We start from the raw sequence: 16,983 nt of genomic DNA, 5'->3' as shown, positions 1-16,983 counted from the left end.
TGATTTTCAGGCTTGATTTTTTTGTTACTTTTTTCATCAAGGAAAAAAGTAAAGATTTCTTCAAATAAAAAATCAGTACTTAGATAAACGTACTTCTTATATCCGCTCTTATATTTTTATAAAAAAAGTCAATAACCACAGCCACTTCAAAATAAAAACCCATTTTTTCTTTCACAACTTGTGAACCACTTGTGATATAAAAACAACCAATCCCACCAATTTTGCACCATAACAATATAAAACGAAAGTTATGGCAATCGAAATCCTCACTAAAGCAGACCTCTGTGAATTCCGTAAATCTCTTTTAGAAGATATTACAAAAATACTCAAAGGCACAAACGAGCAATCCAAAAAATGGCTAAAATCAACAGAAGTCAGGAAATTACTCAACATTTCTCCCGGAACACTGCAAAACCTCCGTGTCAACGGCACACTCACATACACCAAAATCGGTGGTATTATGTATTACGACCAAACTGATATTGAAAAACTTTTAAACGGAAATAAAGTAAATGCCGTCCCTACCCTTTTTAAGTAAAGTCATCGCTAGGAAGAGAGCAATCTAATTATAATTCCTCCTCCACTTTTTACTATCATCTCGAGCGCAGTCGAGAGACACTTTTCACCACTCACTTTTCACTAAAAAAAATGAATTACATCAAACACCTCACCGGATTTTTCAATAAAATCAATTATGAACCCAACCTTAATCCAACCCACATTTCGCTCTATTTGGCACTATTCCAATGTTGGAACGTGAATCGGTTTAAGAATCCAACGGGTATTAGTCGGGAAGAAATTATGAAAGCCAGCAAGATCCATTCAAAAGCGACATATCATAAGTGCATGAAAGAGTTAGAACTTTTAGGGTTCATGGTATACAACCCAACATTCAATCCCCACTCCTGTTCCAACATCGTTATGGTCAATTTTTCTGCAGAAGAAAAAACAATTTCAAAAATACCACAATCAACACGTTCAAAAAATGAACCCCTTCATAATTTGAACGAATCAAAAAATGAACAAGGTATTGAACAAGTTAATGAACAGGTCTATATATATAATAAAAAACAAACATCTAAAAACAATTTAAACAACATAAAATTAGATACAAAAACAATTTCAACAAAAGAACCTGTTCAAAATTTGAATCCTTTAATAAATCCAAAAGAAAAAAAAGAGAAAGAAAAAAGTTGCGCCAAAAAAGAAAAACTAGTTGAACTCGATTTATTTTTTGAAACTACCGTTCCATCGCTCGAAATGATTCTAGAATACTTTGCTTTCAAAGAAAGTTCCCAAATTGAAGCCAATAAATTCTTCAATTACTACTCCAGCATTGGTTGGCTTATAGGCGGTAAAACAAAAATGAAAGACTGGAAAGCAGCAGCAAGAAACTGGATGCTCAACACAGCTAAGTTTGCTGCTAACACCCAAAAAACCGATTACAATTCCCAACCAAAACCGATGCACCTGCACACGGCAACTCAAAAAAACTATGACGAACCATTATAAATCTGTCCGTGAAACCTACGTGGTCCACAAAGGTTTCAAAGTATATAATTTCCAAAAATGCTTGGAATATTTAGAAAACCTAGGAAAAACAACCTACGGTAGATCGTTTCATATCAGCGAAATGGATTATCCTACCATCTACAAATTGTTGATTTATATGATAAAAGATGAGAAAGCAGCCATGAACCAAAATATTGACTTATCAAAAGGAATTCTAGTATCAGGTTCAATAGGTTGCGGAAAAACATCCCTAATGAACTTAGTACGCCCTTTCGCCTACCATGCATTCGAATACAAAATCAAAACATGTAGGGAAGTCTCGTTTGAATTTGCTAAAAATGGATTTGAGGCCATCAACTGCTACACGCTAAAGCAAGCCAGTCAATCAAAACTAACTGGTTATTGCTTTGACGATTTGGGTGCCGAACAGCAAATTAAACACTTCGGAAATGATTGCAATGTCATGGCTGAGGTACTCATCAGTCGTTACGAACAGTTTGTTGAAAACAAATCGGTGACCCACATCACCACCAACCTTTCCGCCTCCGAAATCGAAAACAACTACGGCAACCGACTCCGCTCCAGAATGCGACAAATGTTCAATTTAATAACATTTGATAGTAGAACGAAAGACAAACGATAAAGTCATTGCGAGGAGTTGCGAGACACGAAGCAAAGCAACCTAATCACGAGCGTATCATCTCAAGCGTGTCATCTCGAGCGCAGTCGAGAGAAGCAACTCACCACTCACCACTCACTACTCACCACTCACCACAAAAAAAATGAAAAAAATCAACACCTTCTGGAACTGGTTCCAAGACAACAACCAAACCATCAAAAACCTCATCAACGAAACCCCTAAAAACCAAAAACACATAAGCTTTTGGATAAACAAAAACCTCAGCTACTATTGCAAAGAAATTGACTTTATGATTGTATTCCCAAAAAAGAATACGGATAAAACCGAACTCATCATAACCGCCAACGGCAACCCGGAATACTTTAACCAGGTAATAAATTTAGTCGACAATGCACCGCAATTGAAAATCTGGAAATTCACCGGATTCATCCAACCAACCGAAAGAATTGACGAAATTATGAATGGACTTGACGAACCGTATATCTTTCATGAGATTACATTAAAAGCCAGCGAACTCACATTTTTACCTCTGGAGTATCATGAAATAACGCATAAGTTCGACATTGTAGTTTTTTTAAAAAACTATAATTTGTATTGTAACACAAAGACGTTACAACAAGCAATTTTCATCATCATGCAAGACATTGTAGGCGAAAAATCCCTTTACCAAAACATCAATTTTGTACATTTGGCACAAGTACCGGACAACAAGGAGGGATTAATTCATTTGTACGATTTTCAATTGTTTCTAGACAATCTAAACGGTGCGGAATTAAATAATTATTTTCTCAAAATGTGGAAAACCGTAAGGTAATCCCATTTACTCCGCATAACTTTGAAAGATCAATCCTATTCTAACTTTGAAAGTAGTGTTATTTATCAACCTAATTTGTTAATAACAAAATTCTTACACTACTTTCAAATTGTGTATTTTTAGATTCTCAAACAAAAGCGTTACCAATGTCATTATTTCAGCCCTCCGTACTCAAAAAATACTTGAGCCAACAAGATTCTGCCTTAATCCAAAAAGCTTATAAAAAATACGTCAAGTATTTTCATAATGCGGCCATTCAGGAAAATATTCGCAACAGTAAGGAGGAACAATTCCAGGAAGGATTCTTGCGCGAATTATTTGTGGACATTTTGGGCTACACACTAAATCCGGCAGCTAACTTTAATCTGACAACGGAACTCAAAAACATAAAAGGGGCAAAAAAAGTAGATGGCGCCATTCTCAAAGACGGAAACGCCCTCGGTGTAATTGAACTAAAGGGAACCAATACAAAAGACCTCGAAAGCATCCGCCAGCAAGCCTTTGATTACAAAGCCAACCAAACGGGTTGCATCTATGTAATTACCTCCAATTTCGAAAAGTTGAGATTCTACATCAACAATGCGGTGGACTTTGAGGAATTCAACCTTTTTACCCTCACCCACTCTGAATTCGAAATCTTCTACCTCTGTCTGGCCAAAGAAAATATCCTGGCTAATAAGCCTCTCAGTATAAAAGAAGCTTCAGTAGTAGAAGAAGAAAACATCACTAAAAAATTCTATGGGGATTATTCCGTATTCAAACGCGAATTGTACCGGGATTTAGTCAAACAAAACCGATCTAACATCTTACTTAATGATTTACCCGAAAAGACTACTAAACTGATTCTTTTCCAAAAATCGCAAAAATTGATTGACCGTTTTCTGTTTATCCTCTTTGCAGAAGACCGTGGACTGCTGGCTCCAAACTCCATTAATACCGTGCTTAAAGAATGGAAAGCATTGGCTGATTTGGATGTAGAAATGCCACTTTACGATCGCTACAAACAATACTTTGGCTATCTCGATACGGGTCGAAAAGGCACAGATAAGAAAGAAGAAATCTTTGCTTACAATGGTGGGCTTTTTCAACCCGATGCGATTCTCGATGCAATTATCATAGACAATGACCTACTCTACCGTCATACCTTAAAACTTTCTACTTATGATTTCGAAAGTCAGGTAGATGTCAATATTTTAGGGCATATTTTTGAACATTCATTAAACGAAATCGAAAGTGTCAATGCCGAAATTGAAGGAACCGATTTCGACAAGCAAAAAACCAAACGCAAGAAAGACGGCGTTTTCTACACCCCAAAATACATTACCAAATACATAGTCGATAATACCATTGGGAAATTCTGTACCGATAAAAAACAGGAACTGGGAATCATCGACGAGGAATATGCCAAAGGCCGCAAGAACCGCCAAACCACCACCATTATAAAACTGGACCAGCAACTCAAGGACTACCGCGAATGGCTCTTGGAACTCACCATTTGCGACCCGGCTTGTGGCTCGGGAGCTTTCCTGAACCAAGCATTGGATTTCCTGATTAGGGAACACGCCTACTTGGACGAACTCAACAAACAACTCTTTGGAGGATTCTTTGTCTTTCCCGATATCGAAAACCAAATCCTGGAACACAATATTTATGGGGTCGATCTCAACGAGGAGAGTATCGAGATTGCAAAACTCTCATTGTGGCTCCGCACTGCCCAACCCAAACGAAAACTCACCAGCCTAAACAACAACATCAAATGCGGCAACTCACTTATCGAAAGCAAAGCCGTTGCGGGTGACAAAGCCTTCAATTGGAAGGAACAATTTCCGGAAGTATTTGCCAAAGGAGGGTTCGATGTGGTTATTGGAAATCCGCCTTATGTTCAATCTCACGCATTAGACGAAGGATCAAAGGAATATATCTACAAAAAATATTTAACAGCCGAATATCAAATCAACACTTATGCAGTATTTACTGAGAAAATTATAAATATAATAAAGCAAAAAGGAATCTATTCTATTATCATTCCTAATTATTGGTTGTCTACAAAGTATGATTCAAAATTAAGAACATTAGTATTCCTTTTAAATAACTGCTTAGAAATAGTCAATGTTTTTAGAGTATTTGAAGACGCTACTGTAGACACATTGATTTTAACCGGAAAAAAAGGTAACGCTGAAGAGTTTCCTAAAAAAACTCACATTTATTCAATAGACAAATCTTTAGATAGTATTGAAAAAAGATTAACAGCCTTGGATGGGCGAATATGGTCATTTAAAGAATTAATTGAATTCGAAAATTTGAATTCAGAAATTAATCTTTCGTTTGATAAAAAATTAAATCTAAATGGCAAAAAAGTAATTGGAGATTTTCTAAATGGATATAAAGGAATGCAACCTTATGAAAAAGGAAAAGGAACACCCCTTCAAACTAGAGAAATGATGGATGCCCGCATATATCATTCTGAAATTAAATTAGATGAAACATACTTTCAGTTAATCGGATCTGGCAATGTTCAACTATATAACCTCAAAATTGAAAACTCATTTATTAAATATGGCAAAAATTTAGCATCACCAAGACGTTTTGAAATTTTTACAAGACCACGAATTCTTGTTAATAGAATCTTTTCAAAAAAAACTATTGATGCAACATATGTAGAGGAAGTGATAATTAATAATACAGATGTTTTCAACTTTATTCCAAAAGATGAACATTTAAAATATTTAAAACCAATCCTTGCAATACTAACTACTAATGTCTGTTCAGTTTACTTTAAAACTTCAAACGTTAATTTGAATAGACAAGCCTTTCCTAAATTGAATGTCAACAACATACTTGAGTTTCCTTTACCTGATAAATTAAGCGACGAAACCTTGAATTACCTTTCTAAAAATGTTGATACAATATTATCATTAAACAAAGATTTACAAGGTGTAAATAGAAAATTTAGCAACTACTTTTCGGGTCAATACAAACTAGAAAAACTACCTAGAAAACTGGAAAACTGGAGCGAATTAACCTTTTCTGATTTCATTACAGAACTCAACAAAGCTATTAAAAAAACAGTACAAACTCCCCTCACGAAAAAAGACGAGTTTGAGTGGCTGGATCTATTTGAAGAAAACAAAACCAAAGCCCAAAACCTCAAATCACAAATAGAAACCACCGAAAAAGCTATTGATAAAATGGTGTATGAGTTGTATGGTTTGAGTGAGGAGGAAATAAATATTGTTGAAAATAGTTAAAAGATGAGTAAAAAAGATAAGAAACAAACAAATGAAAACTCAACCCAAAATGGTTGGGAAGAATATAGAAACGCTGTAACTGAAAATAAAAACAAGAGTCAAGATGATTTTGAAAAATACATCAATTTATTGGCTTCTGGAGGAATAATTATTTCGTTAACTTTTCTAGAAAAAATAACAGCAGTTGTAAAAATTGAGTATGTAATATTTTATTTGGTTGGATTGGTTTTATTGGTTTTTACACTAATTACAAACCTTTACTCTCATCATAAATCAATTGAAGATTCTGATTTGATTATTAAAGAAATTGATGAAGAAAAATATGAAGATATTTTTAAGAATATTGAAAGAAGAAATAAACCAATTAATCTATTAAATAAAACTTCCATTTGGAGTTTAATAGCAGGGACAATATTAATATTAACATTTGTATCAATAAATCTTGTCGCAATGAATGAAAATCAAAAACCATCACCAAGTGATAATCCTAGACAAAACCCTAAACCACTAACTGAAGAAAAAAGAGGTAGAGCAAATCCAACACCGCCACGAACTAATCCATCTTCAACACCTAAAAAATAAATACGTATGCATGAAGAAACAAGCAAAAAAACTAAAATTCTATTAGACTTAGCGGAGAAATTAACTGGCATAGAAACCAATCGCAATTTTGAACAAAAAATTACTGCAGGCCGTGTCAACCCAACACCATCTTTTTCATTAAATCCAAAACCTATTGTCAAACCTAAAAAAGAGGAGGATAAATAGAACTAATAATTAGTTATTTATTTTTAAGTATGGAGGAGATTGGGATAATAAAAAATAGTTAATACTTTATTATGGAAAGAAAATATATTTACATCAATGGAAAAAAATCAGTTGAAATTGAAACAATTAAGACTGTTGATGAAGATGAAATTGTTGATGTAATTAATTATAATGTTTATATCGATGGGGCTATACACAAGTTTGAAAAAGATGAAGATAATCCAAATAAGCTAGCGTATGCTTTGGCTACAAAGAGAAAGAAGTATGCAGAATTTTTAAACAATCAATTTGAAAATTTAATAATTCTAACTGGAGCAGGTTCATCTGTTGGTGTAGGTGAAAACATCCTTATCGAAGATATTTCAACGGAAAGAAAAGGAAGATTATTGGCTCAACTTTGGGATGATGTATCTATGGCAATTACCGAGACAATTCTGAATAGATTTTGTGTATTGGTAAAATATGATGACAAGTACAAAGAAAAAGAAGAAGATGTTGATTTAAAATATATTAAAAATTTAGAAAAGCTTTTATCTCTTGCAAATATTGCTAGAAATTATGTAACTGATGTTCCTTTAGAAAAAGAAACAGCATTAGATATTGAAGATATAATAAATCAAATTGAAAAAATCATTAAAGTCAATTGCACTTTAAGACTTCCAGAAAACGCAGCACATTCAGTTTTTATAGAAAAAATAACGAAAAGAAAAGTTACACTACCAAGGGTAAAAGTGTTTACATTGAATTATGATACTTTATTTGAGCAAGCTGGCAGAAAAAAGAACTTTACAATAATTGATGGTTTTTCATTTTCACATCCAAGAACATTCAGTGGAAGAAATTTTGATTTAGATATTGTTTCAAGAAATTCTAGTAGAGTAAAAGAGGAAGACAATTTTGTTCAAAAAGTTTTTCATTTATACAAGCCACACGGTTCGGTTGATTGGACTAAAGATGGAAATGAAATTATACAAAAAGATGGTGTTGAAAACCCATTAATGATTTTTCCAAAAGACAGCAAATATGAAAGCTCTTATGAGCAGCCATATTTCGAAATGATGTCCCGTTTTCAACAAAACTTAAGAAATGAGAATGTATTATTAATTTGTATTGGTTTTAGTTTCAGCGATAAGCATATAGTAACTGCTATAATTGAAGCATTAGAACAAAACCCGGGCTTTCAATTAATGGTAGTCAATAAAGACATTGACACAAAAACGGCAACATTTATTTCAATTTTTGAAGCATCAAAAAAACATAATAATATTGTTTTGGTTGATGAATTATTTGAAGATTTCGCCAATCACTTTCCTAATCTAAAATCATATAATCAAGAGGATGCTAAAAAGATTATTCTCAATTTAAACACAGGTAATAATGAGTAGTAATCCATTCAATCATAGTCATTTTATAGGTTACATAAACCAAGTTACACCGCAGTATGTAAAAGTTCATTTTCCATCTTCAGTATTAATGAAATCATTTACTTTTTATGGAGAAGAACTGAAAGGAGGTTTAGTTGGCAATTATGTTGTTATTGAAGGAGAAAAATATGGTTTTCTTGGCAAGATATTAGAATTGAGTTTGCCGGAAAAAGAAAGACTAGAATTAAGTGAGAAATCATTTAACACTAAAGAATTTCATCCAACTGGAAAAATAGAAATCTTGTTATCCTTTGAACTTTTTGAACCATCTAATATTGATAAAGGATTAAATTCTTTACCAATGATTGGAGCAAAAGTTTTTATTTGTTCCTCTCAATTTATCAAAGGATATTTTAAAGGATTTGGTGTAAAGAAAGAAAATTTAGGTACTGCACCAGTAATTAAATTAGGACATTTAACGTATGATAAAACTACCATTGTTGAATTATCGCAACAAGCTATTTTTGGAAGACATTGTGCTATAGTTGGAACTACTGGAGGAGGTAAAAGTTATACAGTTAGTAAATTAGTCGAAGGTATTATTGATAACAACAACAAAGCAATTGTTATTGACCCTACAGGTGAATATAAATCTTTTGACAAAAATTTAAAGACAAAGGAGGCTATTATTTCCCTAAGCTCTTATTTTCCATATCAAAAATTAACTATTTCTGATGTTTTTGTTCTTTTTAGACCTTCTGGTCAAGTTCAACAACCAATATTACTTGAAGCAATTAAATCATTAAAAATTTCACACTGTTTAATGAGGGATCAAGCTTTGTTTAATCCTATTATTAATGGAACAACAATAACATTAACAATAAGTGGTAAAAATATTATTCTTGAAGATGGTGTTATTGTGAAAGAATATAATGAAACATCACCATTCAAAAATGCTCACTTCAAATATAAGACTGAGATTGAAGATGATAATACCAGTTATTTTGATATAAATAAGCTTTCAAGGCAAATCATTAATGAATGTGTATATGATAACGGAGCGAATTGGGGAAAAAAAGACGAAAGAAATTTTGGAAATTGTACTAGCTTAATAATTAGAGTAAATAATTTACTTGCTGACGAAAGCTTCAAGAAAATGTTTGGATTTAATATTGATGAAGAATCTAATTTAATTGATGAAATTGAAGATTTTTTGAAAAATGATGAATTAAATGTTTTACGAATTGGATTTGAAGATGTTCCATATAATTTTCAAGCTAGAGAGATTTTGGCTAACGCAATCGGGAAATATTTATTAAATAAATCTAGAACACAATCATTTAAAGAGAAACCATTAGTTTTATTTATTGATGAAGCTCATCAATTTCTAAATAAAAAAGTTAAAGATGAATATTTTGAATCAACAGAATTAAATTCATTTGACAGTATTGCAAAAGAAAGCCGAAAATACGGTTTGTTTCTTTGTATCGCTACTCAAATGCCAAGAGATATTCCAAACGGCACATTAAGTCAAATAGGGACTTTTATAGCGCACAGATTAATCAACCATCAAGATAAAGAAGCTATTGCAAATGCTTGTTCCTCTGCAAATAGAGATACTCTTGCATTCTTACCTGTTTTAGGTTCTGGAGAAGCAATTTTAATGGGTGTTGATTTTCCAATGCCTGTTATGCTTAAAGTTGAAATGCCAACAATTAGACCAAATTCAGACACCCCTCTTTTTTAATTTAAAACTATAAATTTTTTATGGATAACTATAAAATAATACATTTTGAAAGCAACCCTATTAGGATAAAAAAAATCACCAATACACTTTTTTCAACTAATGCAAAGTTTAAAAATAAGCTTCACTCAATATGTGATATATATGTTAAGTCTAATTTTTATTTTAAACCAGATAATTCAGATATAGAAGTTTATAAATCTGATATGAACAAACCCATAATTATGCGAAATTGTGGGTTGAATTATATGAAAGGTTTAAGATTGGAAAATATTGAATTTGTTGAAACTGATTATATTTATCCTTCTGGGAAAATGGTTTCAAAAAAAGCTGAAGCCTATTATAATATGGTTTCAATAAAATATGTGATGCTAGAATATAATAAAGAAGAAAACATTGAATATGTCAAATTAATAAAACATAGCAGATTAGATGCGTATATCAAAGGAACTAATGTAAAAAAATACAACTTGAAAGTTAATAATGATAATTATAAAGTTATTATTAAAGAATAAATATATGGATGCCAATATCAGTTCTCACACTTTATTTCACTTTACAAGTAATAAAAATTCATTATTAAATATTTTGAAAAATGGATTTTATGTTAGGTATAGTCTTGAAAATTTTGAAAGTTTAATTAATGATAAAGCAGAGATTGTTTTTCCTATGACTTGCTTCTGTGATATACCTTTGTCGCAAGTAAGAAGACATACAAATACCTATGGCAAATATGCTATAGGTTTGACAAAAACTTGGGGTATGAAAAATCAAATTAACCCTATAATTTATACCTATCCCAATTCAGCTACTACTTCAATTCTAAATGAAATATTTAACAACATTGAAAACTTTTTTGATATAGACGAAATTGAATTAGAAAAAATTAAAATAAACAAAAGTGTTGAAACTTTATATGACAAATTTAATGATAGAGAGAATGAATTTTCGAAAAGAGTTGAAAGTGTAAATTCTAAACTGTCTCATTTTATCCGTTATATAAAACCTTATGAAGGAAAATTTTATAGAGACGGAAAATATCTTGATAATTTAGTAAGATTTTATGATGAAAGAGAATGGAGATTTACACCGTCACGAGAATTTCTTTTGAGCAAAGAAATGAAAGATAGTTATAAAAGTGAATACTTTATTGATCCAAGAAAAAGAAGAGCTTTAAATATAAAACTTGCAAAACACATAAAACTTGAATTTGAGCCAAATGATGTGAAATTTATAATAGTAAATCGAGACAAAGAAATTCCAGAAATGATTAAAAATCTAGAACAAATTTTTGGAGAAACTGCATCATCAAATGTTTTAAAACTTCTAGGAACAAGATTAATCTCTTTGGAACAAATTTTAGAGGATTTATAATTAAATTACTGAAACAATAATTTTATAAATTCTAAATTTAGAATAATGACTAATTACAATAAAATAGAAAATTACGTTTACGAATTCTTCTCAAATCGATTTGAACATTTTGACCACTTTTATAGAACAACTCATAGAGACAGGCAATACGGAATTTATAAGTTAAAATATGGAAATAAACTTATGGATTTTATAATTAGTATTCACAGTATAATCGAAGACCAATTAAATTTCAAAAATTTAATTCCTCACAAATTTGCCTCTCCTGAGGCCTTATTATCATCTTTAAACTCATTTAAAGACTTTTTAGAAAGCAATCAAAAATATATAGATGCAAATCTTGATGGTGAAGACACATCATATATAGTTTCTGAAACTCTTATAATGAAAAATGAAATTATCGAAATGATTAATTATGTCAAGAAAATTTATGATTTTGAAGATACCATAATACCATATCAGGAACTGAGATATAAATTGGTTTCAAGAAATATTGATGACTTTATAAAAATTTTAAAAAGTATTCTTGCATCAGTATCCTATTCAATTACAAAAACAAAAGAAGGATATTATCATTCAAATGTTCATCTTATTTTAAAACTATTGGGGTTTGAAATTATATCTGAAGAGCAAACAAGTGATGGTAGAATTGATTCTGTCATTAGATTTTCAGACACAATTTACATTATTGAATTTAAATTTAATCAAACTAAAGATTTGAGTGATGAAGCATTAAAACAAATAAAAGATAAAAATTATGCTATAAAATATTTGATTGAAAATAAAGATATTTATGCAATAGGTGTAAGTTTTGATGAAAATATTAGAAACATTAATGGATATAAATTTGAAAAATTGGTGTTTTAGCGTTATTAAAAAAACCTTAATAATTTGCAATTATAACCCAAGTCTAAAACATTTGAAATAATCCGGATTGGGACGTTAACTTACTTCGATACAATAAATAAAAAATAAATTGGCTTAGAAATAATAGTTAGATTATGAAAATCCCTGAAGAATATAAAAACTTCTATGATACTATTGAAAAAGTAGTAGTATTTGATGAATGGAAAACAATATCAAATACACCATTAACTCCAGAAACAGAAAACTTATGGAACGAAAACATAGTTACAGAAAGAAAAGTCTTTTCTTTTTTTATAAATGATGGTGTTTTAAAAACAGGCTATAATTTTACCGACTTCAAGGGTAGAAAAATTAATCCTAAACATTTTTCAGATTCTGAATTAGAATATTTAAAAAGAAGAACTGAAGCAACAAAAAACAATCTTTTAAAGGCCAAATACGCTCATTTGATTTGGCAAGAGCTTAAACACAACAGCTTTGCTGAAATAGCAATCAACTCTTATGCAGAAATATATAACGCTCAGAATATAGAGGATTTTCATGAGTTCAGTAAAATCGTTTCTGCTTTATTACATATTTCAACTAATTCAAAATACAGATTTGATGAAATCAAAAGTGAAATGCTTAACATCGCAATCAAATTAAAAGATTGGCAAAAAAGTAATTTTCTAAATTTATTTTTAAAAATCAATTGTTACAAGATTTCTGAATTAAAAGAATTGATCGAAGATATTCCAAATTGGATAAATGCGAACTATTTTTTCAATAAACAGTCATTAATTCTCGGTGTAGATTTATTTGGTAAGCTAAAACTCAAAACGGATTATCTATATGAATTATTAGCTAAAAATGAGGATTTAATTTTAGAACAACATCGTGATGATTCTGATTTCATTAAACTTACCAGTGTTGGTGATAAATGTATTTATCTTAAAAACACAACAAAAAAAGAGGAATTTCAAAGATGTTTAGAATGGTATAACCAATTAAAGAAGACTGTCAAATTACATAAAATAAGTTATAAAGCGGATCCTGAAATAAACGATTTATTAAACAAATATACTGACCAAAAAACCGAAGCAATCATTTCTTTATCAACAGAAGAAATTTTAGCTTTTTTTTGTTTGAATGAAGATATTCTTGTTGATCCTGCAGAATGTAACAAGCAAGCAATTGAGTTATTTAATAATTCTCTAAATAAAATGTTTTCACTGACAACTTTTGATATTAACATAAATTTTAAAAATCTAGATGAAAATCAAAAATTAGAAAAACAGATTTTTGAGCTATATACTTTGGAATGGAACATAAAAATTTACGTTTTATTTTATAAAGTGTTTCGGAAAGGAATAGTTGAAGGAAAGCTAACATATCAAAAAACGTATGACTTTTTAGAAACGTACACTTGGTATAATTTTAAATTTGACAGAGAGTTAAGGAAAAATGATATTGAAACAGAAACTAATTGGATAACTTTAATTGCTCCGGGTATTCATTCTTTTTTTACACAATTTGAATTATCAATGCTATTAAGCACAAACAAAGCAAATAATTACATTTTAGCCTTAGATTCATTAACTTTAAAATTTGAAGGTGCGCTGAGAGATTTCATAAGGTTAAATGGCGGAAGCACTACAAAAATAAATAAAGGAATGACTCAAGAACAATTATTAGAAGACTTAATAGATAACATAAAGATAAAAGAGTTATTCTCCGAGAAAGATATTGAACTCTTTAAGTTTGCTTTTACAAAAAAAGGGAAAGATATTAGAAATAATATTGCGCATTCCTTTTTTAGCTATTCTGATTACTCATTACAAAATGTAGCTTTAATTTTTCTTTGTATTTTAAGATTGGGAAAATATAAATTTTAAAGTAAACTCGATAGGCGGATTTATAATCTATGGACGCTACACGTTGCTAACCGTTACAAGGAATTGTAAATTTAATCTGCCCGGCAAAGTAGGTTCATGTTTATAATTCAATTTTTTTTATTTAATAATTCTAAAAATTTCTGTCTTTTTTTATAAATTTGTATTAAATATATGAGGGCGAGGGCTAGAAATGGCGTGAGCCCTCTCCTTTTTATAATTAGTTCTAAGACTTCTCCCAGGAACTATCAAAACCACTTATCCTTTATAATCTCGTAATTATAAAAACAAAAAAGGTGTTACCTTTGGAACAGCATTAAAATTTTAAAAATGGTAGATAAACAGTTAGACTTATTTGATAACCATGGATTGCCTTTATTCAATTCATTAAATGACTATTTTCCAAATAACGAATACGAAGAGTTAGAATATAAGGCAGCTTTAGGAGGGTTCCCTTCCGATTTTTGGAAAACCTATGTGGCTTTTGCAAATACCAACGGTGGCTTAGTGGTTTTTGGCGTGTCTGAGCGTAAAAACACCCTGAAAATTGAAGGTTTAGATCCTAAAAAAATCAATGAGTATAAAAAAATATTTTGGGATAAAATAAATAATCCGGATACGGTCAATATCAATTTACTCTCAGATGATGACGTAAAACAACTAAATGTAGAAGGTAAAACGGTACTTGTTTTTAAAATACCAAGTGCTAAACGCACACAAAAACCAGTATATCTTACAAGAAATCCATTTGGTAACACCTATAAACGAAATCATGAGGGTGATTATAAATGTACCCAAGAAGAGGTAAGAAGAATGTTAGCCGATGCGGATAGTAATATGCACCCTGATAGTCGTATTTTAGAGGGTTTTTCTATAGAGGATATAGATTTGAATAGTCTTAAAAAATACCGTCAATTATTTGCAGGAGCAAAAACTACACACCCTTGGCTTACCCTTGATGATATAGAATTTTTAGAAAAATTAGGGGGTTATAGAAAAGACAGAGTAACCAAAAAAGAAGGATTTACCGTGGCAGGTTTATTAATGTTTGGTAAAGAAAATAGCATTACCGACAAAGAATGTGTGCCCAATTTTTTTCCTGATTTTAGAGAAATGCTTTCAACAGATCCTGGTATCAGATGGACTGACCGGATTTATCCGGATGGTACGTGGGAAGCTAATTTATTCCAGTTTTATTTAAAAATATGGCCCCGTTTGTCTTCAAGTTTACCAAAACCATTTCAATTAAGAGAAGGAATACGTCAAGATGAAACACCTGCTCATATTGCCCTGCGGGAAGCATTTGTTAATGCTTTAATACATGCGGATTATTCAGCACCCGGAAACCTGGTAATTGAACACAAAACAGATGTTTTTAAATTTTCAAATCCCGGTACATTATTAGTTTCTTTACACCAATATTACCAAGGAGGTATAAGCGAATGCCGTAACCCCAGCCTTCAAAAAATGTTTCTAATGATTGGTAGTGCGGAAAAAGCAGGAAGTGGCGTCAACAAGATTATGGCTGGTTGGGAATATGCCCATTGGAGAAGCCCTTATTTACAAGTGCATTCACAACCGGATCGCTTAGTTCTTGAGCTTCCTATGTTTAGCATTCTTCCGGAAGAAACTTTAGAAGAGTTACATCGCATGTTTGGTGTCGAAATTGATACTTTAGGTAAAGATGAACTTACTATTTTAGCTACTTGCCAGATAGAAGGAGAAGTCTCGAATAGCAGATTACAATACATGATTGAACAACATCGAGCTGATATTACTAAAATTCTTCAAGACCTGTGTAAACAAGGATATTTGTTGTCAGAGAATAAGGGAAGATGGACTACATATCATTTAAACACACACTATTTGAGCGATAATCTTGATAACTCAAAAAATAATGTGGACACCTCATTACCTGCTATTGCTACTAACTTGATACCTAAACTTGACACCTCTAGCAGTAATATGGACACTTCTTCAAGCAATGTGGACACCTTAATTAGTATGGACACCTTACCACTAGTTACTGGCAAGTCAAGAATGAAAAAAGAAGATTTAGAACAAATTATTCTTAATGTATGTAAATCGGAACATAAAACATTAGATGAAATAGGACACTTAATAGACAAAGCTCCTAAATACCTAAAGAACAACATCATACCGTCTTTGGTTGCAAGTGGTAAGTTAGAAAGATTATTTCCAAATATTCCTAACCATCCAAACCAAGCATATAAATCCGCAGAATGAAAATATAACGTGTCCCATTTATAGTAAATATTTGGGACATTTTTTCATACAATTAAGCGATTACCCAACATGATTTCAAAAGAATAAATAAATTTCAAGACTACATTTTCGTTCATCATCACGCGCAATCCTTTAGTTTTGTCTATGCAATAAATTTGTAATTTTAAATCAACAACCCAACCGATTAAGTGAACCTACGCGCAATAAAAGTTAACGACTTATCGCTTGATTAGGACTTCATCGGTTTTTACTGAAAAAGCATCAGAGTAGTAATTCAGGCATAATGGCCTATTATCAAGGTTTCGATAGTTTTCAGTAGTTAGGTTGCTAATCTAAAAAAAGTTTTACTATGAACAAATTTACACATTTTCTTGGGATAGATATATCCAAAGAATACTTTGATGCTGTGATTATTTTAGAAGGAAAAAAAGAACTAAATAATCATAATCAATTCGCAAACAATGCCAAAGGGATAAGGGAATTACGGAAGTGGCTAAAGGAATTTAATGCTACCTCTGTAAATACATTAGTCTG

General features: G+C 31.2%; 14 protein-coding genes and 1 pseudogene. All 15 read left to right on the top strand.

The window, feature by feature from the left end; genetic code table 11:
* Positions 1–250: 250 nt before the first annotated feature.
* Positions 251–538, top strand: coding sequence for a helix-turn-helix domain-containing protein (locus tag EKM02_RS06135; protein ID WP_126453207.1), 288 nt, complete (start codon positions 251–253; stop codon positions 536–538).
* A gap of 110 nt (positions 539–648) precedes the next feature.
* Positions 649–1,512 (top strand): transcriptional regulator, encoded by an 864-nt coding sequence (locus tag EKM02_RS06130; protein ID WP_126453204.1) that lies wholly within the window; start codon positions 649–651, stop codon positions 1,510–1,512.
* Complete coding sequence (locus EKM02_RS06125; protein WP_126453202.1) at positions 1,496–2,155, top strand: ATPase; 660 nt, start codon at positions 1,496–1,498, stop codon at positions 2,153–2,155. Before EKM02_RS06130 ends, EKM02_RS06125 begins: the two co-directional genes overlap by 17 nt.
* Positions 2,156–2,294: 139 nt before the next feature.
* Complete coding sequence (locus EKM02_RS06120; RefSeq protein WP_126453199.1) at positions 2,295–2,966, top strand: hypothetical protein; 672 nt, start codon at positions 2,295–2,297, stop codon at positions 2,964–2,966.
* 146 nt (positions 2,967–3,112) lie between these two features.
* Positions 3,113–6,214: an Eco57I restriction-modification methylase domain-containing protein gene (locus EKM02_RS06115; RefSeq protein WP_126453196.1), complete on the top strand. Its 3,102-nt coding sequence runs from the start codon at positions 3,113–3,115 to the stop codon at positions 6,212–6,214.
* Between the two features lie 3 nt (positions 6,215–6,217).
* Positions 6,218–6,796 (top strand): hypothetical protein, encoded by a 579-nt coding sequence (locus tag EKM02_RS06110; RefSeq protein ID WP_126453193.1) that lies wholly within the window; start codon positions 6,218–6,220, stop codon positions 6,794–6,796.
* Positions 6,797–6,802: 6 nt separating this feature from the next.
* The gene (locus EKM02_RS06105; RefSeq protein WP_126453190.1) at positions 6,803–6,982 is read left to right on the top strand and encodes a hypothetical protein; all 180 of its coding nucleotides are present in this window, start codon (positions 6,803–6,805) and stop codon (positions 6,980–6,982) included.
* 71 nt (positions 6,983–7,053) lie between these two features.
* Positions 7,054–8,367 (top strand): SIR2 family protein, encoded by a 1,314-nt coding sequence (locus EKM02_RS06100; RefSeq protein ID WP_126453187.1) that lies wholly within the window; start codon positions 7,054–7,056, stop codon positions 8,365–8,367.
* Positions 8,360–10,093, top strand: a complete 1,734-nt coding sequence (locus EKM02_RS06095) for an ATP-binding protein (protein WP_126453184.1) — start codon at positions 8,360–8,362, stop codon at positions 10,091–10,093. The genes EKM02_RS06100 and EKM02_RS06095 overlap by 8 nt, the downstream gene beginning before the upstream one ends.
* 20 nt (positions 10,094–10,113) lie before the next feature.
* On the top strand, positions 10,114–10,605 hold the full coding sequence (locus EKM02_RS06090; protein ID WP_126453182.1) for a hypothetical protein: 492 nt from the start codon (positions 10,114–10,116) through the stop codon (positions 10,603–10,605).
* A gap of 4 nt (positions 10,606–10,609) precedes the next feature.
* Positions 10,610–11,464 (top strand): abortive infection system antitoxin AbiGi family protein, encoded by an 855-nt coding sequence (locus tag EKM02_RS06085; protein ID WP_158614726.1) that lies wholly within the window; start codon positions 10,610–10,612, stop codon positions 11,462–11,464.
* Between the two features lie 45 nt (positions 11,465–11,509).
* Entirely contained in the window at positions 11,510–12,331 is an 822-nt protein-coding gene (locus EKM02_RS06080) for a PD-(D/E)XK nuclease domain-containing protein (RefSeq protein WP_126453176.1), read from the top strand.
* A gap of 134 nt (positions 12,332–12,465) precedes the next feature.
* Entirely contained in the window at positions 12,466–14,205 is a 1,740-nt protein-coding gene (locus EKM02_RS06075) for a DUF4209 domain-containing protein (protein ID WP_126453173.1), read from the top strand.
* 327 nt (positions 14,206–14,532) lie between these two features.
* Positions 14,533–16,449, top strand: coding sequence for an RNA-binding domain-containing protein (locus EKM02_RS06070; protein ID WP_126453170.1), 1,917 nt, complete (start codon positions 14,533–14,535; stop codon positions 16,447–16,449).
* A 349-nt stretch (positions 16,450–16,798) separates the two neighbouring features.
* Positions 16,799–16,983: pseudogene (locus EKM02_RS06065) on the top strand (IS110 family transposase); the annotation flags it as partial.

Origin of the sequence: Flavobacterium sp. RSP49, assembly GCF_003968735.1 — a bacterium.
Taxonomy (GTDB): Bacteria; Bacteroidota; Bacteroidia; order Flavobacteriales; family Flavobacteriaceae; genus Flavobacterium.
The sequence above is the reverse complement of the archived record's forward strand: the minus strand, read 5'-3'. Positions and strand labels throughout refer to the sequence as shown.

What these genes read in the sequence shown, in the direction of transcription:
- EKM02_RS06135 (WP_126453207.1), top strand. Translation starts at nt 251, where the DNA reads ATGGCAATCGAAATCCTCACTAAAGCAGACCTCTGTGAATTCCGTAAA.
- EKM02_RS06130 (WP_126453204.1), top strand. Translation starts at nt 649, where the DNA reads ATGAATTACATCAAACACCTCACCGGATTTTTCAATAAAATCAATTAT.
- EKM02_RS06125 (WP_126453202.1), top strand. Translation starts at nt 1,496, where the DNA reads ATGACGAACCATTATAAATCTGTCCGTGAAACCTACGTGGTCCACAAA.
- EKM02_RS06120 (WP_126453199.1), top strand. Translation starts at nt 2,295, where the DNA reads ATGAAAAAAATCAACACCTTCTGGAACTGGTTCCAAGACAACAACCAA.
- EKM02_RS06115 (WP_126453196.1), top strand. Translation starts at nt 3,113, where the DNA reads ATGTCATTATTTCAGCCCTCCGTACTCAAAAAATACTTGAGCCAACAA.
- EKM02_RS06110 (WP_126453193.1), top strand. Translation starts at nt 6,218, where the DNA reads ATGAGTAAAAAAGATAAGAAACAAACAAATGAAAACTCAACCCAAAAT.
- EKM02_RS06105 (WP_126453190.1), top strand. Translation starts at nt 6,803, where the DNA reads ATGCATGAAGAAACAAGCAAAAAAACTAAAATTCTATTAGACTTAGCG.
- EKM02_RS06100 (WP_126453187.1), top strand. Translation starts at nt 7,054, where the DNA reads ATGGAAAGAAAATATATTTACATCAATGGAAAAAAATCAGTTGAAATT.
- EKM02_RS06095 (WP_126453184.1), top strand. Translation starts at nt 8,360, where the DNA reads ATGAGTAGTAATCCATTCAATCATAGTCATTTTATAGGTTACATAAAC.
- EKM02_RS06090 (WP_126453182.1), top strand. Translation starts at nt 10,114, where the DNA reads ATGGATAACTATAAAATAATACATTTTGAAAGCAACCCTATTAGGATA.
- EKM02_RS06085 (WP_158614726.1), top strand. Translation starts at nt 10,610, where the DNA reads ATGGATGCCAATATCAGTTCTCACACTTTATTTCACTTTACAAGTAAT.
- EKM02_RS06080 (WP_126453176.1), top strand. Translation starts at nt 11,510, where the DNA reads ATGACTAATTACAATAAAATAGAAAATTACGTTTACGAATTCTTCTCA.
- EKM02_RS06075 (WP_126453173.1), top strand. Translation starts at nt 12,466, where the DNA reads ATGAAAATCCCTGAAGAATATAAAAACTTCTATGATACTATTGAAAAA.
- EKM02_RS06070 (WP_126453170.1), top strand. Translation starts at nt 14,533, where the DNA reads ATGGTAGATAAACAGTTAGACTTATTTGATAACCATGGATTGCCTTTA.